Genomic DNA, 21,787 nt, shown 5'->3' with positions numbered 1-21,787 from the left:
GATCCATACTGCCTATTTGGGCATCTATGATTTCATGAGTATTGGTATTCACTAGACACGTGGCTCTAACTTGTGGGTAAGGTGCTACAGCAGTTTTACCTTTAGATGAGCCAAAATGATTAAAATTTTCCTTGGTCAGTGGCATAGACCAAACCACCCCGTCAACAGCACATACACTAAGACCTTGAAAGGTTGAATATTGTTGTTGTGATTCATCAAACCATGCTTGGCTGATTAAGGAGAATAAGGCAGCTAAGGGTTCTCGACCTAAACGTTGTCGAGCTTGGACAGCTGCACTAGGAACACAATAATCTGTTGTACCAAACACGAGTTTTAATTGTTCTACCACATAGCTGATGGGTTGATTGCGAAACAAGGCAAGCCCAAGAACAAGCCAAACCACGTGCTCAGCAGGTAATTTTCTCCTTCTGATCGATGCCTTACCTGTTTGATGCAGAGATGTTTCAATCCAATTTAAGTCAATAAGTTCACAAAAATGGCTAAGTGATGGGAGAGCATGTTCAAGAGTGGATTCTAAATGTTCAGATAAAGACATAAAAAAATGAGCGTATTTACATACACTCATTTTTACTACATTTTTCTAATATTTGCTTAACTGACTGGCATTACATCTCCGGATGGGCTTTTTTAATGGCGGATCAGTTGCAGCTTGGGAAACTGAAATCCCTTGCAGGAACGTTCAGAACGCCAGGCTACGGTCAGCATACAGCCACCAATCTTCAGATGCTGATAGGCAAACGTACCCAAGCCCTCATGATGGCAGAATCCACCCTGCTGATGCGGATGAACCCCGCTATTCAGCTGGTTCAGGCTCATGCGAATACCCAGCCCTGACGCTTTCAGAACAGCCTCCTTGGTGGTCCAGACCTTAAACCAGTAATCTGTCTCCTGGCCATAAGCCTGCCACAATTCCCATTCAGCCGGATGAAACATGTGCCTGGCCAGACTCTCAAAGCGCACCTTGCGATCCAGATCTTCAACATCAACCCCAACATCTTGAAGCTGCTCGCTATAGGCCAGTGCATAGTGCTGACGGCTGTGACTATGATTCAGGGCCAGCTGCGGATACGCAGGCAAAAACGGCTTGCCATACGCAGTACGGTCAAAATCTTCCGAGCAGATTGGCGCGTTTAAATAGGCCGATAGGCGCTGGTTACGAAAAGCATAAATGGCCTGCTTCTGCTGCTGGATGTACGCTTTACGCTCCAGCGCCGGCTGCTGCGGTGCAATCTGTGCCAGACGGGCCAATTCTAAAATGATCTGTGCGCTCATATGTGCACGCATTCCATGCATAAACAAAAACCAGCGATCAAGATCACTGGTTTTTTCAAAGATAAGAAAGAAAGTTTAATTGCCCTGTACCAAACGACGTGCGCTGATAATCCCCGGCTGCTGTTCCAAACGTGCCAGCAGACGCGACAGTTGCGCCAGCCCTTTGACTTCAATCAACAGCTTCATATTGGCAATACCATCATTTTCGGAAATGGTATTCACCTGACGAATATTAATCTGATCGGAGAAAATCACCTGGGTCAGGTCTTTCAGCAGACCACGGCGATCATAGGCTTCCACCACAATCTGTACGCTTTGACCACGGGTTGGCTGCATTTCCCAGTCCGCTTCGACCGCACGTTCTGGCTCCTGGCTGATCATGCGGACATAATCCGGACAGGCCACCTTATGAATGCTGACGCCGCGATTCAGGGTAATATAACCAGCAATGGATTCACCATGTACCGGCTGGCAGCACTGGGCAATATGCAGCTCGACGTTATCCAAACCATCAATCAGAATGCCATGCGCCGACAAGGTATGGCTGGCACGCGGATTCAGGGTCGGTTTTAATACCAGTTCCGGTTCATCCTGATCCAGATGCATATGCCGGTTAACCTGGTTAATCAGCGCATGCAGGCTGATTTCACCATTGACCAGACCAATCAGAATGTCTTCACCGAGTTTGACATTAAAGTGATTGCAGTAATCATTCAAGTCGATACTTTTCGGGTGAATCGCCAGACGCGACAATTCCTTATTCAGAATATCACGGCCAATTTCCAGATTCTTGCTGCGGTCCTGCTGTCTGAACCAGTGGCGTAACTTGTCACGCGCCCGCGCAGTCTTGATATAACCAAGTGAGTTCACCAGCCAGTCACGGTTTGGTTCACGGTCTTTCTTGGTCAGAATTTCGACCTGTTCACCGGTTTTTAAGGTATAGGTCAGCGGCACATAACGCTGATTGACCCGCGCGGCATAACACTTGTTACCGACTTCGGTATGTACATGGTAGGCAAAGTCCAGCACGGTCGAGCCACGCGGTAATTCTTTAATATCCCCATCGCGGCTAAACACATAAATCTTTTCAAAATCTTCAAACTCTTGCAGCTGCTCGAAGTTTTCAGTTTCATCATCGGACTTATGCGCACTGGCATCATTACGTTCCTGATAATGTTCCAGCACCGCACGCAAAGAATGCAAACGATGATTGAAGGAATGATCGGTGGTTTTGCTGCCTTCTTTATAGTTAAAGTGCGAACACACGCCAAGTTCTGCTTCTTCATGCATTTCCATGGTACGGATTTGCACTTCCAGCGACTTGTTTTCAGCAATCACTGCAGTATGCAGCGAGCGATAACCATTGGCTTTCGGATTGGTAATGTAGTCATCAAACTGATGCGGAATATGCCGCCACAGCTGATGTACGATACCGAGCGAGTGATAACATTCCGGAATGGTTTTGACCAGTACCCGCACTGCACGAATGTCATAGAGCTGGTCGAAGCTCAGGTCTTTGCTCTTCATTTTTCGATAAATCGAATAAATGTGTTTGACCCGGCCGGTAATTTCCGACTCAATGCCATGCGCCGCCAGTTCACTCTTGAGCTTATCAATCACAAACTGGATATATTGCTCACGTTCTAGCCGCTTTTCATTCAGTAAAGACGCAATTTCTTTATAACGGTCCGGCGCCAGATAACGAAAAGCCAGATCTTCCAGCTCCCATTTTAACTGGGCAATGCCCAGACGGTGCGCCAGCGGCGAGTAAATGGTCAGAATTTCACGCGCCACCCGCTCCTGACGCTCTTTGGACGCTGTGGTCAGTTCACGTAAGGCATAAGTACGTTCAGCCAGCTTGATCAGCACCACACGCACATCTTCAGTGACCGAAATCAGCATTTTGTAGATACCGGTCAGATGCTCGCGCTGGTTGTTATTGAAGTGATCTTCCAGCCGTTTATTCTTTTCAATCAGCTCGGACAGCTTACCCATCGACAGGGTGCCTTTGACCAGGGTATGTACGCTGTCACCGAAATGCTCACGCACTTCTTCCAGGGTCATCACCCCTTCACGCACACTGCGGTACAGCATGGCAGCCGACAAAGTATCTTCATCGACATGCAAATGCGCCAGAATATCGGCCATTTCAATTCCGGTATACAAGGTATTGGACCGGTGCTTGACTGTCGTTTCCAGCTCTTTTTGTAACGTATAGGTGGCAACTTCTTCGAGTTTTGCTAATGCTGCCCCATCTAAGATGTCACGAACCCGGTCCAGCCATTCTGCCAGATCCTGTCGTGCTTGCTCGGCATGTTCTACAGTCGTTTCCTCAGACAATTCGTTTAATCGTCCAGGAAGTTGTTCACGTACTGTGACCATACCCTACTCCTACCTCTATATACTTCATTTTCTATAAATCGTTTATTGATTTTTCTTGCTCAAATAAGGCAATCGATTCTACATGACCGGTATGGCTAAACATATCCATCACCCCGGCTTTGCTTAAACGATAGCCCTGTTGCACCAGCATCCCCGCATCCCTTGCAAGTGTAGCCGGATTACATGACACATAAACGATTCTTGCCGCACCAAATTTGGGCACATAATGCATGACTTCCTCGGCACCGGAGCGCGGAGGGTCAATCAATAATGCATCAAATCCTTGATTTGCCCAAGAATGATGCGAAAAATCTTTTGTTAAATCTTGTGAAAAGAATTTCACCTGAGTTAACCCGTTCAGCTGGGCATTTTCCGCACCACGATGCACCATTTCATCTGAACCTTCCACGCCAACCACCGTACCACTTTCGCCGACACAGCGCGCCAAAGGTAAAGAGAAATTGCCTAATCCACAAAACAGATCCAGCACACGCTCACCTGCCTGCAACTGAAGCAAATCACATGCCAGCTTGACCATTTGCGGATTCACGGTGGAATTTACCTGGGTAAAATCTAGCGGATGGAAAGCAAATTTCAGCTCAAATTCCGGCAGTGCATAATGCAGACGCATGGCCTGATCAGGTTGATCTACACGTTGCACACTGTCTGGTCCCGCAGGCTGCAGATACAGTTGCCATTGTTTCTGTAACGCAAATTTGAGCAGTTGGTTGACATCTGACTCAGATAATTTTTCCGTATGCCGGACCAACAGGGCAATTTCCGTGTCACCCATTGCCAATTCTACATGACCAATGTCGGCTTTGCCTTTTAGACTTTGGAGTAGTTGTTTCAAGCGGGTGATTGAACCGAGTTCACGGTCCAGAATCAGACAGCGGTCAATTGAGGTCAGCCGGTTGCTCTGGCGTTCCCGGAAACCGACCACCAGTTTGTCTTTATTCGGGAAATAACGCACCCCGATCCGGGCACGGCGGCGATAATCCTCCCGGGTTGAACGTAACGGTGTCAGCCATTCATCCGGTTGAATGCCGGCAAAATGCTGCAGGTGCGACTTGAGTACATCCTGTTTTAAACGAATCTGCTCATCCAGCTGGATATGCTGCATATTGCAGCCGCCACAGACACCAAAATACGGACACGGCGGCTCGACCCGCATCTCGGCAGGTGCAGATAACAGTTCGATACAGTCGGCTTCTTCTAACCGTTTGGTGACATGATGAATCCGTGCTTTGACTGTTTCACCCGGCAAGGCACCCTGAATAAACACCTTCTTGCCGTGTTTATCCTGCGGATGTTCAGGCTGTGAACCATAGTGTGCAATCCCGCGCCCTTCATGGGACAGCGACTCAACCTGAAAGGTATGGATCAGGGGTTGAGCTGGACGAGCGGATGGACGATGTTTCATGAGCACCTAAAGTGTGGAAGATGGGAAGTCTGCAGCAGTAAAGTCTGTGGCTTGTGCATTCTGGCGCCAGGCTGCAAGGAACTCGCCATGCTGTGGCAGGCTGGATAAATACTGGATGGTGGTCTGAACCCACAGGCGATGATCATCCAGCTGCAACTGCCCTTTCAGCAAGAGCCAGCGCAGATAGATCAGCCAGGTATTCAGCACATCACCTTCACAATAGCTGGTGAGTTTGAGCCATTCACCGGCGCGGATATATTCCGGCACATGATAACCGGCTTCACCGCGTTTACCCGGAAAACCGAGCAGATGCGCCATATCATCCAGTTTCTGGAAATTCCGGCCATTAAACATGGCCATCACATCCATCAAGTCAATATGCCGCTGATGATAGCGGTTCTGGTAGTTATTATAGCGCTTTTGCGTGTCAATTTCGCCCTGATCAAACAGACTTGGCGCAGACAGGCCATGATACATGGCACGATATAAAATCACCGGCAAATCAAACTGCGAACCGTTCCAGCTCACCAGAGTCGGATGACGCTTGTCAAAAATCGACAGAAATTTTTTCAGGATTTCGGCTTCGGTATACTGTTCCCGGCTAAAAGAAAACAGGGTCATCAGGCCGGTTTCATCAATCCACAGACCGGAAATACAGACAATTTCATGCAGCGGCAAACGCTGAAAATCCATGCCCGATTCCTGACGGCGCAGCTTCATCAGCGCCTGCTCCAGATCTGCCTCAGGCAAATCCAGACCATACAGATGCGCCCCCGACTTCAGGTCGGTCCATGTTTCAATATCAAATACCAACACAGGTAGACGCATAATTTTCTCTACAGCTTGACGGCGGTTTATTCAGGATCTTGAACGGAAAATAAACCGGTCGATAAATAACGGTCACCCCGGTCGCAGATAATGCAGACAATCACCGCATCCGGGTTTTCTTCTGCCAGTTTCAGTGAAGCCCAGACCGCACCACCCGATGACGTCCCGGCACTGATACCTTCTTTTTGTGCCAGTTTACGCATGGTCCGCTCGGCTTCAATTTGCGGAATATCAATAATCCGGTCGACACGACTGCGGTCAAAAATGGTCGGTAAATATTCTTCTGGCCAGCGGCGAATACCGGCAATGCTGGAACCATCTGAAGGCTGTAACCCAACAATCTGAATATCCGGATTCATTTCTTTCAGGTATTTGGATACCCCCATAATGGTGCCGGTGGTCCCCATCGAGCTGACAAAGTGGGTAATTTTACCGCCAGTTTGCTGCCAGATTTCCGGTCCGGTGGTCAGGTAATGCGCTTCGACATTGTCCGGATTACCAAACTGGTTCAGTACCAGACCTTTGCCTTCGGCCTGCATTTGCAGGGCCAGATCACGCGCTCCTTCCATGCCCTGTTCTTTGGTCACTTCAATCAGTTCGGCACCATAGGCACGCATGGCATCTTTACGTTCCTGACTCATGTTGTTCGGCATGATCAGCTTCATCTGATAACCACGCATGGCAGCCACCATGGCCAGTGCAATCCCCGTATTTCCGCTGGTGGCTTCAATCAAGGTATCACCCGGTTTGATCTGACCGCGCTTTTCCGCCTGCATAATCATGTTATACGCTGGGCGGTCTTTGACTGAACCTGCCGGATTGTTGCCTTCCAATTTGGCCAACACCGTGGCTTGGGTATGACTTGCAAGACGCTGCAAGCGTACCAATGGCGTTTTGCCCACATAATGATCTAATAGAAATTCATCGGCTTGGAAATCAGGGGTGGTATTACTCATTATTTGCACCTTTCTCTAGGTGCGCATATTGTATGAAAAAAACCACCCGCCTGCACTCTTTTCACCAGCTTTTTCGTGAAAGTGCTTAAAGCACAGTCAGTTTTAAAATAAAGCGTGCTAAACTGCTCGGCAGAACGAATAAACTGCTTTAACCATGTCAAATATCAATAAAAAGTTATTTAAGCGCCTACATTTAAATCATGCTTATGGGCAACTGATTGCCCTGATATTTGTGCCCATTATGGTGCTGGCGGCGGTCGGTGCAGGGCTGGTTCTGACCGAAACCTCGAATGCAGCGCGCGCCCAGCAAAAGCAGATGGCGATTGCAATTTTAACCCGCTATGAAATGCCGTCTGAAGTGGCCTTGCAGCAGCTCAACACCTTTCCCTGGCAATATGAGCAGGCACGCAGCTATATGCAGGACCTGCTCAATGAAAAGCATTTACTTCGGACTGCCATTATTGATTCCCAAGGTCGTAGCCGCCTGAGTATGGGCTATCAGGATCAGGCCGGCTGGCCCAGTTTTCCGCGCGATGCCGCCTTCTTTGGCCCCATTCAGCATAAAGACAGCCATGTCTATGGTTTACGCATTGATGAAAGCCAGAGCCAGTATGCCTGGCTGCTAATCGAGCTGGACAATCAGCCTCTGGAAATTGCCCGTTATCGGGTCATGACCGTGCTGATTGCCACCGGCCTGCTGACCCTGATGCTGCTGTTGCTGTGCCTGAATTTCTATTCGCGTCGCTGGATTGCGCCAATGTACGAAATCCGTATGCAACTGCAACGCCTGAATGCCGACACGCTAGATCAGCACATGGTAATTAACAGTACCGGCGAGCTGCGTTTATTGCAGCGTGATATTGCCAATGTGGTCAAGCGTCTGCATTTCAGCTTTCTGGAACTAAAAGAACATACCGAACAGACCGAAGATGACTTGCGCCGCACCCTAGATACCTTGGAAGTCCAGAACATTACTTACCGTCAGGCACGTGACCAGGCGATTTCAGCCAACCAGTCCAAATCGGTCTTCCTGGCCAACATCAGCCATGAATTACGTACTCCGCTGAACAGTATTGATGGCTTTATCCATTTATTACTGCGCCAGGGTAATCTCAGCAATGAGCAGAACCTGTATCTGCAAACCATTCGCAAATCCTCGGCGCATCTGCTGGCGCTGATTAACGATGTACTGGATTTCTCGAAAATTGATGCCGGCAAACTGGAACTGGAAACCGCACCTTTTGATCTGGAAGAAGCCATTTATGATGTAATGGACATGCTGTCGCCGCTGGCCGCGCAGAAGCAGATTGCGATGGCCTTTTATTATGCTGACAACGTGCCAAAGCATGTGATTGGCGATGCCCTGCGCTTTAAGCAGGTGCTGACCAACCTGATTTCCAATGCCATTAAATTCACCCCGGATGGTGAAATTATTGTACGTGCGCGCATTGAACATGAAGATATCGGTCAGAGCATGATTCATTTTAGCGTGCAGGACAGCGGTATTGGTTTAAGCGGCACCGACCGGAAAAAACTGTTTGAATCCTTCTCGCAAGGCGATGCTTCTGTGACCCGTCAGTTTGGCGGGACCGGTCTGGGTCTGGCGATTTCCAAGCAGCTGGTACATTTAATGCGGGGCCAGATTGGCTTTGAAGACAACCAGGAACGCGCACCGACTGAAAAAGGCTCGACCTTCTGGTTTACTGCCGTATTCAGCATTGATGAGGATGAAATTATTGTGCACCCACGCTTTGCCAACAAGCATGTGGTGTCCTATCTGGCGCATCCGGCAACCGCCAATGTGCTGCGTCACTATCTGGAAAATTATCAGGTCCAGCATACCGAAACCACTTCGATTCTGGACTTATTCAGCCGACTCAATCACCTGTCTACACCGGAAGAAGACACCTGGTTAATTGTCGATCATAGCGGTGACACCGAAGCCTTACTGAAAGAAATTCGCAGCCGCTATCAGGGCAATCTGGCCATTTACGGCTACCAGATGGCGCTTGATCCAAGCATGCTGAATGAATATCGCACCCGCCCGCTGTATCAGCCTTTAAGCCGTGGCGCGCTAATCCAGTTACTAAACAATGAAAATCCGTTTGAAGATACAGGCACCGAAGTCTTTGATGGACAGGGGCTGCATGTGCTGGCGGTAGATGACCACTTGCCAAACCTGATTGTTTTAGAAGCCTTGTTAGGTGAACTGAATGTCACCACCACCAAAGCGCTGAGCGGTCAGGAAGCCCTGAATATCCTGCAAGAGCGGATTGAACAGGATGCCAAACCGTTTGATCTGGTGTTTATGGATATTCAGATGCCGGTGATGTCCGGGATTGATACCACCCGCGCCATCCGCTCGCTGGAGTCCACCCTCGACAAGCATAAACGCCTGCCAATTATCGCCCTGACCGCGCATGCGCTGGCCGATGAAAAACAGAACCTGCTGAAAGTCGGCATGGATGATTACGTCACCAAGCCAATCCAGATTGAACAGATCATCCAGATTCTGACCCACTGGACCACTGAAAACTTTAACAAGGTGCCGGCAGTGGAAAAAGCCGTGGTAATTGAAGCACTCGATCCGCTGGTTCTTGACTGGCAGCAAAGCCTGATGCTGGCCGCCAACAAGGAAGATCTGGCACTGGATCTGCTGCGTATGCTGCTCGACAGCTTTGCCACCGAACTGCATGAAATGCAGCAGCTGATTGAACTGGAAGATTTCCCGCAACTGGAGCATGTGCTGCATCGCCTGTATGGCGCCACCCGTTATGTCGGCACCCCAAGCCTGCAGGAAGCCACCGGTTCTTTTGAGCAGTTTGTTTCGACCTTACGTAAAGAACGCCGTAAAGCCGATGATGCCTTTATTCAGGAAGTGCTAAGACGCTTTGATGAATTACAAGCCGTGATTGCTCAGGTTGAACATGCCGCCGAGCAGATTCTAAACAAGCACACGCAGTAGTCTGACTCGACTAAAGTCAGGGTCTTGAAAGATGGATGTGACTGCCCTGTCATGTATCATGCGTATCTGCATGCTATGCTCAACAGAGGAAAAATAAGAGTTTAGACCATGACCATACAGGTAGAAAAAAATAACGGCATTGCCATTGTGCGACTGAATCGCCCGGAAAAACGCAATGCCATGAGCTTTGCATTATTAAAACAGCTGGTCAAAACTGCCCGGCAGCTAAAAAAAGACCGCAGCTTGCGCTGCGTCATTCTGACCGGTGAAGCCGAAGTGTTTAGTGCCGGTATTGATCTGGCCGATTTAAACAATCCGCAAAATCGTGCCTTTGCCGCCTGGGAATTACTCAAACCCGGCCAGAGCCTGTTTCAAAAAGCCTTTCTGATCTGGCAGGAATTGCCCGTCCCTGTGATTGCTGCGATTGAAGGTTACTGTTTTGGAGCCGGGATGCAACTGGCACTGGCAGCAGATATTCGTATTGCCCATCCTAAAACCCAGATGTCAATTATGGAAAGCCGCTGGGGGCTGGTACCGGATATGGGTCTGAGCCGCTCTTTAAAAGGCCTGATTGGCCTGGACCTGGCCAAAGAACTGACCCTCACCGCCCGTATTTTTGAAGCGCAATATGCCAAAGAAATTGGCTTAGTCACCCACTTAAGTGACACACCACTGGATCATGCCCAGATTCTGGCGCAGGAACTGGCGCAGCGTTCTCCGGATGCGCTGGCTGCGGCCAAACAGGTGCTAGATGCCATGGAACATAATCCACAAAAATCCTTACGTCTGGAAAAAATCTGGCAGCTGAAATTACTGCTTGGCAAAAACAGTCAACTGGCGCGTAAAAAAGACAAGCAACCTGACACCAGTTTTTTACCGCGTCAATTTAACTAAGCACAGAGCATCAAGATCGGGAAGAGAAGCATGAGTTTTGATCGCAATACGCCCATCGCCTTTCTGGGTATGGGCTTAATGGGCACACGCATGGCAGCACGTCTGATTCATGCCGGTTTTCGGGTCGCGGTCTGGAACCGCACTGCTGCTGCCTGTGAGGAACTGCTGGACATGGGTGCTGAAGCACTGGCCCTAGAAAAGATTGGTCAATATCCGGTAATTTTAAGCTGCCTGGCCGATGACAATGCAGTCCAAGCCGTTTTTGAGCAGATTCAGCCGCATTTACAGGCCAAGCAAGTGATTGTGGATTTCTCCAGCCTGTCTGTGGATAAAACCCTGACACTGGCTGAACAGGCAGCCCGTCAGCAGGTGAAGTGGATTGATTCACCAGTGTCGGGCGGCACAGCGGGCGCAGAACAAGGCACCCTGGTTATCTTTGCCGGCGGTGATGCCGCCACCATTGAAAAATTAACCCTGATTTATAATGTGCTCTCACAGCGCGTGACCCGTATGGGCGCCAGTGGCACCGGACAGGCCACCAAAATCTGTAATCAGCTGATTGTCGCGGCCAACAGTACCCTGATTGCCGAAGCTGTCGCGCTTGCAGCTCAAGCTGGGGTGGACACCACTTTACTGGCACCCGCACTGGCCGGTGGATTTGCTGACTCCAAACCGTTTCAGATTCTAACCCCGCGCATGGCCAGTCATAGCTTTGAACCGGTGCAGTGGAAAGTCCAGACCCTGTCCAAAGACCTGAACAATGCCCTGACCCTGGCTGCGCATTATCAGCTGAATATTCCGGTGGCACAGCAAGCTTTGCAACAACTGCAAGCGCATCAGGCCAAAGGCTTTGCGGAAGCAGATTTATCCACGGTCATTCAACAGGTGGAACAGACCACTTAATTTCACCCTTTGCACAGGGAATGCAGGACATTGTTTATGACGAAACTTGCCGTAAATCTTTCTATGATTTTTACTGAAGTGCCGCTACTTGAGCGCTTTGCACTGGCCAGACAACACGGCTTCCAGCATGTTGAAATCCAGTTTCCGTATGAACTGAGCATTGCGCAGATTCAAAGCCAGCTAACCTTGCATGAACTGACGCTGTGCCTGATTAATGTTCCGGCCGGAGATTTAATGCAAGGCGGCAACGGGCTGGCCGGTGTGCCGGGCAAGGAAATCGAGTTTCGTCATGCCGTTGAACAGGCCATTGAATACGCGGTTGCACTCAAAGTGCCAAGTGTCAATATTCTGGCTGGTAAACAGCCCCAGGATGCCGATCTGCTGCCTTGCCTCAGAACACTGGCCGAGAACCTGAAAATGGCCAGCCATATGCTTAGCAGCCAGCAGATCCAGCCGGTAATGGAAATGATTAATGGCACCGACATGCCGCGCTTTTTAGTACAGAACATTGCCCAGGCCCAAGAGATGCTTGAAGCGGTGCAACATCCGGCGCTAAAAATGCAGTATGACTGCTATCACATGGCCATGATGGGTGAAAACGTACTGGAAGGACTGATCGAGAATATCCAACAGATTGGCCATATCCAGTTTGCCGACTGCCCGGGTCGTCATGAACCGGATACCGGCGATATTGCCTTTGCGGAAGTGTTTGACTGGCTCAAACACAGTAACTATGCAGGCTATGTGGCGGCGGAATATCGACCGAGCAAAGATTCAGCAAATTCCTTTGCGTGGAAAAACAAATACTTTGCCGAATATCAATAATTCGGCACTGTCATAGATTTGAAATTTAGGCTCAAAGCCGCTATATTAGACAATGAATAATTGTCAGGAAATTATACCCTTTATGAATTTAGAACCATCGCCCGGCGCTTCTAATTCTCACGATCTCGCAATGACTTCCCCAAACAATGACGTACACGCTTGCCTGCAAGTTGTGCGCGATGCCCTTGAAGATGTAAAAGCCAAAGAAATTGTTGAGCTTGATGTTAGCAGCATCAGCAATGTTGCAGATGCTATTGTGATTGCTAGCGGCACCTCAACCCGTCATGTTAAATCTCTTGCTGATAACGTTGCTGAAGAAGCACGTAAAGCAGGCTTCCGCCCGATTGGTATGGAAGGTGAACGCGATGCTGAATGGATCTTGATTGATCTGGGTATCGTGGTGGTACATGTCATGCTTCCAACTGCCCGTAAGTTCTACGACCTAGAAAGCTTATGGCGTACAGCACCTGAATCTGTAAACTAAGATTTCCCAAAAAGCGACCTGAAGGTCGCTTTTTTATTGGGTCAAAATAAGAGCTGGTCACAGCTGAATCCAGACACCGACTGATTTTTCCACTTCCCAATAGCTGAACTTAAACCACTTGGTCGTGCCTCTCACCCCCCATCTCAACGCTTTCATCGTATGTAACGAAAAAGACTCTATTTAGTCACAGATATAAAAAATCCCCCTCAATCGAGGGGGATTTTGAACGCGGGTATCGGACGTCTTAGTGACCCGTACCGTTAATCGCTTTGGTCATGTCTTCAACCACTTTCTTGGCATCACCGAAGACCATCATAGTCTTGTCGTTATAGAACAGGTCATTGTCCAGACCTGCATAACCAGTCGCCATTGAGCGCTTGATCACCATAATGGTACGTGCTTTATGTGCTTCCAGAATTGGCATACCGTAAATTGGCGAGTTTGGATCGTCTTTGGCTGCCGGGTTGACTACGTCGTTAGCACCTATCACCAATACCACATCCGTTGCCGGGAAGTCCGAGTTAATCTCGTCCATTTCCAGAATGTCTTCATACGGCACGTCGGCTTCAGCAAGCAAGACGTTCATGTGACCTGGCATACGACCCGCCACCGGGTGAATCGCAAAACGCACCGTTACACCCTGCTCTTTCAGCAAGTTGGCCAGTTCTTTCACCGCATTTTGCGCACGGCCTTGTGCCATACCATAACCCGGCACAATCACCACGCTGTCCGCATTGGACATTAAGAAGCCAGCATCATCTGCAGAACCTGAACGGTAGTTACGCTGTACCTGCTCACCCGCACCTGCGGTAGGCGCTGCCGCCCCACCCATCGCACCACCAAACAAAACGTTGATGATTGAACGGTTCATGGCTTTACACATGATGTACGACAGAATTGCACCTGATGAACCAACCAGTGAACCCGCCACAATCAGCATGTTGTTTTCCAAGGTAAAACCAATCCCTGCTGCCGCCCAGCCCGAGAAGGAGTTGAGCAGTGATACCACCACCGGCATGTCGCCACCACCGACTGGGGCAATCCAGACCCAGCCAAAGGCTAAAGCCAGTGCGGTCATGGCCCAGAACGAGGTCATGCTACCGCTTAAGAAGAAGTGAATCCCAAAGCCCAGCATGGCAATGAAAATCAGTGCCTGAACCGGTTTAACCCAGCCACCCGAAATGGTCTTGGCCCATTTTTTCGCTGCCAGTTTACCGTAAGCAAATACCGATGCAGTAAAGGTAATCGCACCAACAAAACAGCCCACGAACAATTCAAACAAATGCACTTTGCTCATTTCATGGAAGCTGACGCCATTGGCTGCCAACAGCTCTGGACCCAGTTCAACCAGCTTGTTGTTATGAATAATCGCTGCAATTGCAATTAACACCGCCGCCAGACCGACCAGTGAGTGCATCAGTGCTACAGTTTCTGGCATTTGCGTCATCGGTACGGTACGCGCACGGGCAATCCCGACAATGGCACCCAGAATCATCGCCCCCACAATCATCCAGATAACCGGATGATCCGCCACAAAGAAGGTAGTCAATACGGCAATCGCCATGGCGATCATGCCGTAACGGTTACCAGCAATCGCCGTTTTTGGCCCAGACAAGCCTCGTAAAGTTAAAATAAAGAGGACAGCCCCAATCAGGTAGAACCAATCCGCATAGTCTCGAATAAATTCCATCAATTAGCCCTCTTTTTTCTTTTGTTTTGGTTTAAACATTTCCAGCATACGCGCAGTCACTGCGAAGCCACCGAAAATATTAATACTGGCCAGGAATACTGCAATCGCACCAAGTACGCTCACCACGTTAATGCTCTGGAACTGCACATTGGCATCCACACCTAACACAGGCAAGCCGACCGTTTGAATCATCGCCCCCACGATAATGATCGAAGACAACGCATTGGTTACTGCCATCAGTGGCGTATGCAATGCAGGTGTAACCCCCCAAACCACGTAGTAACCTACGAAAATGGCCAGGACAAAAATTGTAATTGTTTCAACCATGACTGTTCTCCTTAACCTCGTTTCAACAGCACTTGGCCGCCGTGCGTAACCAGTAGGGCTTTTTGAATCTCATCTTCCTGACTGATGGCAAAGTTCTTTTCGCTATCAAAAAGGGTTTCCACAAAATTCAGCACATTACGTGCATACAGCGCCGATGCTTCAGTAGAGACCGTCGACGGAATATTTGGAATACCGAGAATTTTCACGCCATTTTCAGTGACAACGGTTTCACCACATTGAGAACCTTCAACGTTACCACCCGTTTCTACCGCCATATCCAGAATGACTGAACCCGGTTTCATCTTGGCCACAGTTTCCGCCTTGATTAAACGCGGTGCATCACGACCTGGTAACAGCGCTGTGGTAATCACGATGTCAGCATTGGAAACGGCTTTATCGACAATAATGGCCTGATCTTTGATGTACTGTTCGCCCGGCATCCAGCCATAGCCGTTTTTGGCGGCATCAGCAGCTTTTTGCTGTTCTTCTTCAGACATCGGCACGTCTAGCCATTTCCCGCCCAGAGATTCAACCTGATCTTTGGCAGTTGGACGCAGGTCAGTGGCTTCCACCACCGCACCCAGACGTTTTGCGGTCGCAATCGCTTGCAAGCCGGCAACACCCACCCCCATGATCACGACACGGGCAGGTTTGACTGTCCCTGCTGCGGTCATCAGCATCGGGAACATACGCTGGTATTCAGCTGCAGCCAGCAATACCGATTTATAACCGGCCAGGTTGGCTTGTGAGGACAGCACATCCATGTTTTGCGCACGGGACAAAGTTCGTGGCAATAATTCCAGGGCAAATGCAGACACCTGCTGTGCAGCAAATTGGTCAAGTTCAGTATTGCGGTATGGGTCAAACATTGCCACCACGGTAGAGTTAGGAGCAAGTTTTTGAATTTCCTCACCTTTCGGTGCGCGAACTTTCAAAATTATTTGACTGCCGGTATAGGCATCATCCGTAATTTTGGCACCCACGTGCTCATAGGCGCTATCGATATAGGCAGCTTTTAAGCCTGCACCACGTTCAATAACCACGCTATGACCCGCGTTGATCAACTTCTTTACTGTCTCTGGCGTTGCAGCGACACGATTTTCACCGACGACAGTTTCGGTTGGGATTCCGATCTGCATGAGCGTTCCTCAAGCTAATTTTTCTTAAGTAAACATCGCCAAAACGATGCTTCCCCTCAGGTTATGTTCTTGTTGAATTTTTGGATTCTAATTGAACTTTTTTAAATTACCACCCAATATTTATTTAATAAATACCCATATTTTGAACTGATGATTCATAAAAAGAAGGGTGGCAGATACAATTGATCAGTTTGGCTTTATATTCTTCATGGCCCTGATCTGGAAATAATATGTATAAATTTTCAGCACAGCTCCTGACTTTTTACAGCGAATTACGTCCCGTTCTGTTTTTTCTTTCCTTAAAATTGATTGTTTTGACAAATCTTATCGTGTAGAGCCGGCTTACAACAGGCTGATAAATACCAATAATGAACGGCTTTTTCGCAGCAAAAAATGAACATCCAGTTCATGATTGGCTGAAATGACATCTTAATCACAGAAGAATCCGGGATAAATTGGTCAAAACTGCCCAATGTTCGGGTAGAAAAGTAAATCCTGCGGCAAATGCACCGATTGGCTAAATGATTTCCTGCCCGCTGATCTGGCCTTAACCTATACATCTGGCGGTAAAAGCGCGATAAAAAATTAAAAGTTTTTTTATTGATCATTTTGCCTGATGATGAATAAAGCAGTGCAACTGCTTAAATTTGCGTATTTTGCACTATTTTTGTGCAACAATTGCCCGCAAGACATCAATAGATCTTTGCCTGAAATAAACCATCTTAAAATTTTCATAAAATGAGAATAAAGCCTATCTTTATACATTCATTTCTTCGAGCAGACAGCTTATACTCAACGCATGAAAATCTGGTGACACCTACTCTATTGATTAAATTGCTCTGAATATGTCCATTTCCTTGACCAGAACGCAGTTAGGTTCACTGTTTGCACTATGCGCGGCCTTTTTATTTAGCACCAAAGCTATTTTTATCAAGCAAGCCTACGCACTTTCACCTCTGGTGGATGCCACCACCTTAATGACCCTGCGGATGGCCAGCGCACTGCCGTTTTTCCTGCTGATCTGCTGGTTTAACCGGCATCGCAATACCCAGATTCAGCTGCGCGAATGGATACTGCTCGTGGCTGCCGGGCTGCTCGGCTATTATTTTGCCAGCTGGCTCGACTTTCTGGGGCTCATGTTTATTAGCGCCTCACTGGAACGGATTATCCTGTTTCTGTATCCCACCTTAACCGTTCTAGCCAGCAGCCTGATCTACAAGCAGCGCTTAAGCCTGAAAACGATACTAGCCTTGCTGCTCAGTTATGGTGGAACGGTACTGGTGATGTTACAAGAACAGCAAAACATGCCAGATGGCCATTCCTTCTGGCTCGGTGCCAGTCTGGTATTTGCCAGTGCGGTGGCTTTTGCCGCCTATTTACTGGTGACGCCGCGGCTGATCCAGAAATTTGGCAGCTGGAATTTTACCGGCCTGGCGCTAAGTGTGGCCTGTTTCGGCACCTTACTGCATTATCTGCTGGCCGTACCGGAGCCACTACAACGGCTGAGTCAATTACCGGGCAGCGTCTATGCCTATGGCATTGGACTGGGTATTCTGGTCACGGTGTTGCCAACCATTTTATTAATGCAAAGTATCGAACGCCTGGGAGCCGCTCATTCGGCCATGATCGCCTCTATCGGCCCGATTCTGACCATTGTGCTGGCCACCCTGTTTTTAGATGAATATTTAAATGCCTGGCAATGGCTGGGTTGCGCCCTCAATATCATTGGGGTGATGATGATTAGCCTGTCCAAGAAAAAGCTGATGGCCTGATCCATGATCAGTCAGCTCAGCCTGTTCCGGACTGCTGTGCATGTGTCTTGCACATGCAAAAAGGATGTTGCAAATGGTGGTCTTTGGCCGTCATGCTCAGTATTGCCGAAGATGCGATTGAATGAATTAACCTGAACTGGACCTTGTATGAATACCTCTCCCGATATTAGTCAGGATAAAACCCTGCTCTGGCTTATGGCGCTGGCTTGTGGTCTATGTGCAGGGGCCAACTATTATTGCCAGCCGCTGATTAACTCGATTCATACTTATTTTCAGGTGCCGGAATCCCAAGTCGCGCTCACGGTGACGTTTGCCCAGGTGTCCTATGCGCTGGGGCTGTTATTTATTGTGCCGGTTGGCGATACCGTCAATAAAACCAAATTCATTCCACTGCTGATGTTTCTGGCCGCGTTTGGCCTGTTTCTATGTGCTTTTTCAGTGAATCTGCCAATGCTCTGGATTGGCACCATCATGACCGGGCTATTTTCAGTGGCCGCACAGATTCTGATTCCGTTTGCCACCATGTCGGTCAAGCCAGAGAAAATGGGCGAAGTGGTCGGACTACTGATGAGTGGTTTACTGGTCGGGATTTTACTGTCGACCAGTCTGGCCGGACTGTTATCCAATTTATATGGCTGGCAGCTGATTTATATCATCAGTGGCGTGTTGATGATGGGACTGGCGATTATTCTGAAAAAACGCTTGCCACATATTCCGACGGCGCGCATGGCCTATGGCAAAATCCTGCATTCGATGCTGCAACTGATCCGCCAGGAAAAACGGCTGGTCTATCGCGCCCTGATTGGTGCCAGTGCCTTTGCCGCCATGAGCGTGCTGTTTTCCACCATTGCGGTGTTACTTGGCTCCTCTTTTGGCCTGCCAGATGTCGCAGTCGGTTTAGTCACCTTAATTGGGGTATTTGGCGCACTCTCTACCAAAAAAATTGGCAAAATTGCCGACCGGGGTCATGGCAAACTGATCACCTGGGCCGGACTCTCTTTATTGGCGGTCAGCTGGAGTTTCCTGTATTTCGGCGCGCAGTATTTATGGAGCTATATTATTGGTTTTGGCCTAATTAACCTGGGACTGGCCAGTGTGCATACCAGTAACCAGAACGTGATTTTCCATTTACGCCCCGATGCCAAATCACGCCTGAATGCAGTCTATATGACCAGCTATTTTATTGGCGGCGCCTGCGGTTCTGCACTGGGCATTTACGCCTGGCATCATGGCGGCTGGAGCATGAGCTGTCTGGTTGGTTTAACCCTGGTGCTCTGCTCGGCCTGTTTTGCCTGGTTAGATCAGCAACATCTGCGCCGCCAGCAACTGGCTTAAAACTGTATAAATCGTGCAGGCAGGTTTAAGACACCTGCACCATCGGATAATGCGGCTGGGCCGAATCAATACTGGCCGGATATTCCAGCAGAATCTGAATAAAGGATGGAATTAAGGCAGCAAAAATACTGGTTGCCCCAGCCAGAATGTCACGGTTTAACAGGCTGTTATAGTTGGCACCGCCGCTGGCAAACTGGTGACGCAGACTGTCAAAACGTTTAAACACCGCCATTAGCAAGGCCACCGACTGTTTATTTTGCAAGGTCTGTTGCAGATCAATCTGCTCTTGGGCAGCGCGCTGCTGCCATTCATCGCGCGTGAGCTGTAAATGCTGATAGGCCCAAAATTCCGGATGGGTATACGGGTGCGCCAACAGGGCCTGAATCTGCTGCTGGTATTTTTCCCATAACACATAATCAATTTTTCGGGTTTCATCCTGCTGGTGCAGAAGCTGAAAAAACTGCTGTAACTGCGCAGCGGATGGACTGGCCGCATCTTCACGGTAAATGGCCTGAAAGGCAATCCATAAACTCATAAATTTAAAATCCAGCTCCTGATCCAGACTCAGGGCTTTTTTAAACCAGCTCAGGCTGCGCTGTATTTTCAGATTAAAATGCACCGAATTTTCATTCTTTTTACTGCGGTAAATTTCCTCAACCACCAGCATCTTTGTTATCCTTTTTCTTGTCTTACTGCATCAATGTAATGGTTTTTTTATTTTGTCTCAACCTTTTGATCCTTCAATTTATTTATTACCCGTCTATTTTCCAGCATAAATAAATCCGAGTATTTTCCTTTTATTTAAATAAAATAAATAAAAAATCTGAAAGCTTAAAATATATTTAAAACACATTTTATCTAGCAGCTACTTAAAATAAAGAAATGTAAAGTTATATATAAAATCGCGAAAAATGTAATTACACAAAAGATTACATTCTTAAAAATCTTATGTAGGACAGCCAATTAAAAATACTGGCTTAAAATCACCGCTTACAACTAAATAAGATGTAACAGAGCCAGGGTTTTTCATGAGATGTTTCATGTTAAAAAGAAGCTATCTGTTTTTCTCAGATGATTTCAGCGCGCTAGCGATAGCGTCGATATCTATAAAAGAGGTGTTCAAATGCAAAATCAAAACAATGGTTCAAACCAACAGCAACAACAGCCTCAACAGCAAGGCAATCAGCAGCAGCAACAAGACCGTCTGCAGCAACAGCAACCTCAACAACAGCAAAATAACCAGCAACAAGGCAATCAGCAACGCCAGCAAGATCAACAGCAGCAACAGCCGCAACATCAGGGCAACCAGCAGCAACAACAAAACCAGCAACAGCGCCAGCAAAATGATCAGCAACAGGATCAGCTACGCCAACAACAGCAACAGCCTGGCCAGCAACAAAACCGCCAGCAGCAACAGCAACAACCGCAGCAATATGGTCAACAACGCCATAACCAGAATGCGCAGCAGCAAAACAATCTCTTAGATGATGAAGATATGTAAAACCATTTTTTGTTTTTCACTTATTTTTATTATAAATAATCGAAGGAGATGATCATGGTCAACAACGCAAATGATCCACATGGGTACTGGCGTGACAACCATGCAGACCGTCCTTACTACAATGATTTTAAAAGAGATATCCCAGATATTGATTATGATCGGGACTTATCTTCTGCTTATGACCTCGGTACACGTGCCCGCAGTGAATATGGCACAGATCGCGACTTTGAAAGTTCTGAAGGCGACCTGAAACAGCGCTGGGAAGAGTTTAAAGCAGATTCTCGCTTAAAATGGGAACAGGCCAAGCATGCGATTAAAGATGCCTGGGATAGAAACTAGATTGCCCTCAGTCTGGTTCTAATACGGTTCAGAGTTATAGGTCATTATGACCTATAACTTTTTTATATCTGTGGGTTTTATCTCTGCAGATTTTCTATTTTGGGTTGTCTATTTGATTTATATATCCCTATTATTTTTGCTTGACCACATCAATAATACTCTGACTAATTGCTCGCGACAGCTGTTCCAGTTTTTTCTTTTTGGTGCCATTAAATACACAGCGATAATGATGCAGTTTATTCTGATACGAAATACAGTAAAAAAATGTTCCGACCGGTTTTTCCTTAGTTTCAGAGCCACCACGTTTTAATAAACCGGTACAGCCAACAAAAATATCAGAATCAATGATCTGTTTGGCTTTTAAAACCAGTTGCTCCGTTACTTCAGCAGATTCTGGAGAGTATTTTTCCAGGAATTTCTTTGAGATCTTTAAAATACTGACTTTTAAATTGGCGTCATAACAAACCAAGCTGCCATTTAAAATATCGCCTGAATTTTTATTTAATGAAAAACGATAGGCCAGATACCCTGCCGAAGCACTTTCAATAAAGGTGACTTTTAATTTCTTTTTGGCAAGTAACTGGCAGCATTTATTCATTTATACCCATCCTGAATATAATTATTCCTTCCGATTTAAACATAGCTCTTTTTCAGTGCTTTTTTCTGAAAAGTAACATTTCATTTATTTTTTAAAACTAAAAATATAACCCTCTGATTTTTATACCTATAGG

20 protein-coding genes are annotated in these 21,787 nt (G+C 47.7%); 9 read left to right on the top strand and 11 right to left on the bottom strand.

Going from position 1 to position 21,787, the window contains the following annotated elements:
* From FTT68_RS05165 to cysM, 6 genes are all read right to left on the bottom strand, one after another.
* On the bottom strand, window positions 1-556 hold a 556-nt coding region (locus tag FTT68_RS05165; protein WP_180175233.1), incomplete at its 3' end, for a transposase domain-containing protein.
* A gap of 92 nt (window positions 557-648) precedes the next feature.
* Window positions 649-1,293, bottom strand: a complete 645-nt coding sequence (locus FTT68_RS05160; RefSeq protein ID WP_034597905.1) for a 4'-phosphopantetheinyl transferase superfamily protein — start codon at window positions 1,291-1,293, stop codon at window positions 649-651.
* A 75-nt stretch (window positions 1,294-1,368) separates the two neighbouring features.
* Window positions 1,369-3,675 carry a bifunctional (p)ppGpp synthetase/guanosine-3',5'-bis(diphosphate) 3'-pyrophosphohydrolase gene (locus tag FTT68_RS05155; RefSeq protein ID WP_045796610.1) on the bottom strand — a complete coding sequence of 769 codons (2,307 nt, stop codon included), beginning with the start codon at window positions 3,673-3,675 and terminating at the stop codon, window positions 1,369-1,371.
* A gap of 31 nt (window positions 3,676-3,706) precedes the next feature.
* Window positions 3,707-5,098 (bottom strand): 23S rRNA (uracil(1939)-C(5))-methyltransferase RlmD, encoded by a 1,392-nt coding sequence (gene rlmD / locus FTT68_RS05150; protein ID WP_005180076.1) that lies wholly within the window; start codon window positions 5,096-5,098, stop codon window positions 3,707-3,709.
* Between the two features lie 6 nt (window positions 5,099-5,104).
* Window positions 5,105-5,926: a 3'-5' exonuclease gene (locus tag FTT68_RS05145; protein WP_016658616.1), complete on the bottom strand. Its 822-nt coding sequence runs from the start codon at window positions 5,924-5,926 to the stop codon at window positions 5,105-5,107.
* Between the two features lie 26 nt (window positions 5,927-5,952).
* Complete coding sequence (gene cysM, locus FTT68_RS05140) at window positions 5,953-6,882, bottom strand: cysteine synthase CysM (protein ID WP_005180080.1); 930 nt, start codon at window positions 6,880-6,882, stop codon at window positions 5,953-5,955.
* A gap of 154 nt (window positions 6,883-7,036) precedes the next feature.
* Here cysM and FTT68_RS05135 point away from each other — a divergent pair, with 154 nt between their 5' ends.
* The 5 genes from FTT68_RS05135 to rsfS all read left to right on the top strand — a co-directional run bounded on the left by FTT68_RS05135 (window position 7,037) and on the right by rsfS (window position 12,953).
* Complete coding sequence (locus FTT68_RS05135) at window positions 7,037-9,847, top strand: ATP-binding protein (protein ID WP_160240985.1); 2,811 nt, start codon at window positions 7,037-7,039, stop codon at window positions 9,845-9,847.
* 108 nt (window positions 9,848-9,955) lie between these two features.
* Window positions 9,956-10,741 carry a crotonase/enoyl-CoA hydratase family protein gene (locus FTT68_RS05130; RefSeq protein WP_104470088.1) on the top strand — a complete coding sequence of 262 codons (786 nt, stop codon included), beginning with the start codon at window positions 9,956-9,958 and terminating at the stop codon, window positions 10,739-10,741.
* Between the two features lie 30 nt (window positions 10,742-10,771).
* Window positions 10,772-11,644 carry an NAD(P)-dependent oxidoreductase gene (locus FTT68_RS05125; RefSeq protein ID WP_005180090.1) on the top strand — a complete coding sequence of 291 codons (873 nt, stop codon included), beginning with the start codon at window positions 10,772-10,774 and terminating at the stop codon, window positions 11,642-11,644.
* 36 nt (window positions 11,645-11,680) lie between these two features.
* Entirely contained in the window at window positions 11,681-12,469 is a 789-nt protein-coding gene (locus FTT68_RS05120; protein ID WP_127799676.1) for a hydroxypyruvate isomerase family protein, read from the top strand.
* Between the two features lie 82 nt (window positions 12,470-12,551).
* Complete coding sequence (rsfS, locus tag FTT68_RS05115; protein ID WP_005180097.1) at window positions 12,552-12,953, top strand: ribosome silencing factor; 402 nt, start codon at window positions 12,552-12,554, stop codon at window positions 12,951-12,953.
* A 244-nt stretch (window positions 12,954-13,197) separates the two neighbouring features.
* Here the strand turns inward: rsfS and FTT68_RS05110 are convergent, their stop codons facing one another.
* From FTT68_RS05110 to FTT68_RS05100, 3 genes are read right to left on the bottom strand one after another with little or no spacing between them, the layout of a single operon-like run.
* The gene (locus tag FTT68_RS05110; protein WP_005180098.1) at window positions 13,198-14,643 is read right to left on the bottom strand and encodes an NAD(P)(+) transhydrogenase (Re/Si-specific) subunit beta; all 1,446 of its coding nucleotides are present in this window, start codon (window positions 14,641-14,643) and stop codon (window positions 13,198-13,200) included.
* Between the two features lie 3 nt (window positions 14,644-14,646).
* On the bottom strand, window positions 14,647-14,970 hold the full coding sequence (locus tag FTT68_RS05105) for a proton-translocating transhydrogenase family protein (RefSeq protein WP_005180100.1): 324 nt from the start codon (window positions 14,968-14,970) through the stop codon (window positions 14,647-14,649).
* 11 nt (window positions 14,971-14,981) lie between these two features.
* On the bottom strand, window positions 14,982-16,109 hold the full coding sequence (locus FTT68_RS05100) for a Re/Si-specific NAD(P)(+) transhydrogenase subunit alpha (RefSeq protein ID WP_075174856.1): 1,128 nt from the start codon (window positions 16,107-16,109) through the stop codon (window positions 14,982-14,984).
* An 845-nt stretch (window positions 16,110-16,954) separates the two neighbouring features.
* On the opposite strand from FTT68_RS05100, the gene FTT68_RS05095 reads away from it, so the two are divergent.
* A complete protein-coding gene (locus FTT68_RS05095; protein WP_005180104.1) occupies window positions 16,955-17,881 on the top strand; it encodes a DMT family transporter in 927 nt (308 codons plus the stop codon).
* Window positions 17,882-18,028: 147 nt separating this feature from the next.
* Window positions 18,029-19,216 (top strand): MFS transporter, encoded by a 1,188-nt coding sequence (locus tag FTT68_RS05090; RefSeq protein ID WP_005180106.1) that lies wholly within the window; start codon window positions 18,029-18,031, stop codon window positions 19,214-19,216.
* Between the two features lie 25 nt (window positions 19,217-19,241).
* Here the strand turns inward: FTT68_RS05090 and FTT68_RS05085 are convergent, their stop codons facing one another.
* Complete coding sequence (locus tag FTT68_RS05085; RefSeq protein WP_005180108.1) at window positions 19,242-19,883, bottom strand: hypothetical protein; 642 nt, start codon at window positions 19,881-19,883, stop codon at window positions 19,242-19,244.
* Between the two features lie 456 nt (window positions 19,884-20,339).
* Between FTT68_RS05085 and FTT68_RS05080 the strand changes: the two genes are divergently transcribed.
* The gene (locus FTT68_RS05080; RefSeq protein ID WP_005180110.1) at window positions 20,340-20,717 is read left to right on the top strand and encodes a hypothetical protein; all 378 of its coding nucleotides are present in this window, start codon (window positions 20,340-20,342) and stop codon (window positions 20,715-20,717) included.
* 54 nt (window positions 20,718-20,771) lie between these two features.
* The gene (locus FTT68_RS05075; protein WP_005180111.1) at window positions 20,772-21,056 is read left to right on the top strand and encodes a hypothetical protein; all 285 of its coding nucleotides are present in this window, start codon (window positions 20,772-20,774) and stop codon (window positions 21,054-21,056) included.
* A 130-nt stretch (window positions 21,057-21,186) separates the two neighbouring features.
* On the opposite strand, the gene FTT68_RS05070 is transcribed toward FTT68_RS05075, so the two are convergent.
* Window positions 21,187-21,654 carry a CinA family protein gene (locus FTT68_RS05070; RefSeq protein WP_156189452.1) on the bottom strand — a complete coding sequence of 156 codons (468 nt, stop codon included), beginning with the start codon at window positions 21,652-21,654 and terminating at the stop codon, window positions 21,187-21,189.
* Window positions 21,655-21,787: the final 133 nt, after the last annotated feature.

This window comes from Acinetobacter sp. Q85-2 (genome assembly GCF_013420555.1).
Classification (GTDB): Bacteria; Pseudomonadota; Gammaproteobacteria; order Pseudomonadales; family Moraxellaceae; genus Acinetobacter; species Acinetobacter indicus.
Note: the sequence above shows the minus strand (reverse complement) of the source record. Positions and strands in the feature narration are given on the sequence as shown.

Coding starts and splice junctions, on each gene's coding strand:
- FTT68_RS05160 (WP_034597905.1), bottom strand. CDS start 1,293: ATGAGCGCACAGATCATTTTAGAATTGGCCCGTCTGGCACAGATTGCA.
- FTT68_RS05155 (WP_045796610.1), bottom strand. CDS start 3,675: ATGGTCACAGTACGTGAACAACTTCCTGGACGATTAAACGAATTGTCT.
- rlmD (WP_005180076.1), bottom strand. CDS start 5,098: ATGAAACATCGTCCATCCGCTCGTCCAGCTCAACCCCTGATCCATACC.
- FTT68_RS05145 (WP_016658616.1), bottom strand. CDS start 5,926: ATGCGTCTACCTGTGTTGGTATTTGATATTGAAACATGGACCGACCTG.
- cysM (WP_005180080.1), bottom strand. CDS start 6,882: ATGAGTAATACCACCCCTGATTTCCAAGCCGATGAATTTCTATTAGAT.
- FTT68_RS05135 (WP_160240985.1), top strand. CDS start 7,037: ATGTCAAATATCAATAAAAAGTTATTTAAGCGCCTACATTTAAATCAT.
- FTT68_RS05130 (WP_104470088.1), top strand. CDS start 9,956: ATGACCATACAGGTAGAAAAAAATAACGGCATTGCCATTGTGCGACTG.
- FTT68_RS05125 (WP_005180090.1), top strand. CDS start 10,772: ATGAGTTTTGATCGCAATACGCCCATCGCCTTTCTGGGTATGGGCTTA.
- FTT68_RS05120 (WP_127799676.1), top strand. CDS start 11,681: ATGACGAAACTTGCCGTAAATCTTTCTATGATTTTTACTGAAGTGCCG.
- rsfS (WP_005180097.1), top strand. CDS start 12,552: ATGAATTTAGAACCATCGCCCGGCGCTTCTAATTCTCACGATCTCGCA.
- FTT68_RS05110 (WP_005180098.1), bottom strand. CDS start 14,643: ATGGAATTTATTCGAGACTATGCGGATTGGTTCTACCTGATTGGGGCT.
- FTT68_RS05105 (WP_005180100.1), bottom strand. CDS start 14,970: ATGGTTGAAACAATTACAATTTTTGTCCTGGCCATTTTCGTAGGTTAC.
- FTT68_RS05100 (WP_075174856.1), bottom strand. CDS start 16,109: ATGCAGATCGGAATCCCAACCGAAACTGTCGTCGGTGAAAATCGTGTC.
- FTT68_RS05095 (WP_005180104.1), top strand. CDS start 16,955: ATGTCCATTTCCTTGACCAGAACGCAGTTAGGTTCACTGTTTGCACTA.
- FTT68_RS05090 (WP_005180106.1), top strand. CDS start 18,029: ATGAATACCTCTCCCGATATTAGTCAGGATAAAACCCTGCTCTGGCTT.
- FTT68_RS05085 (WP_005180108.1), bottom strand. CDS start 19,883: ATGCTGGTGGTTGAGGAAATTTACCGCAGTAAAAAGAATGAAAATTCG.
- FTT68_RS05080 (WP_005180110.1), top strand. CDS start 20,340: ATGCAAAATCAAAACAATGGTTCAAACCAACAGCAACAACAGCCTCAA.
- FTT68_RS05075 (WP_005180111.1), top strand. CDS start 20,772: ATGGTCAACAACGCAAATGATCCACATGGGTACTGGCGTGACAACCAT.
- FTT68_RS05070 (WP_156189452.1), bottom strand. CDS start 21,654: ATGAATAAATGCTGCCAGTTACTTGCCAAAAAGAAATTAAAAGTCACC.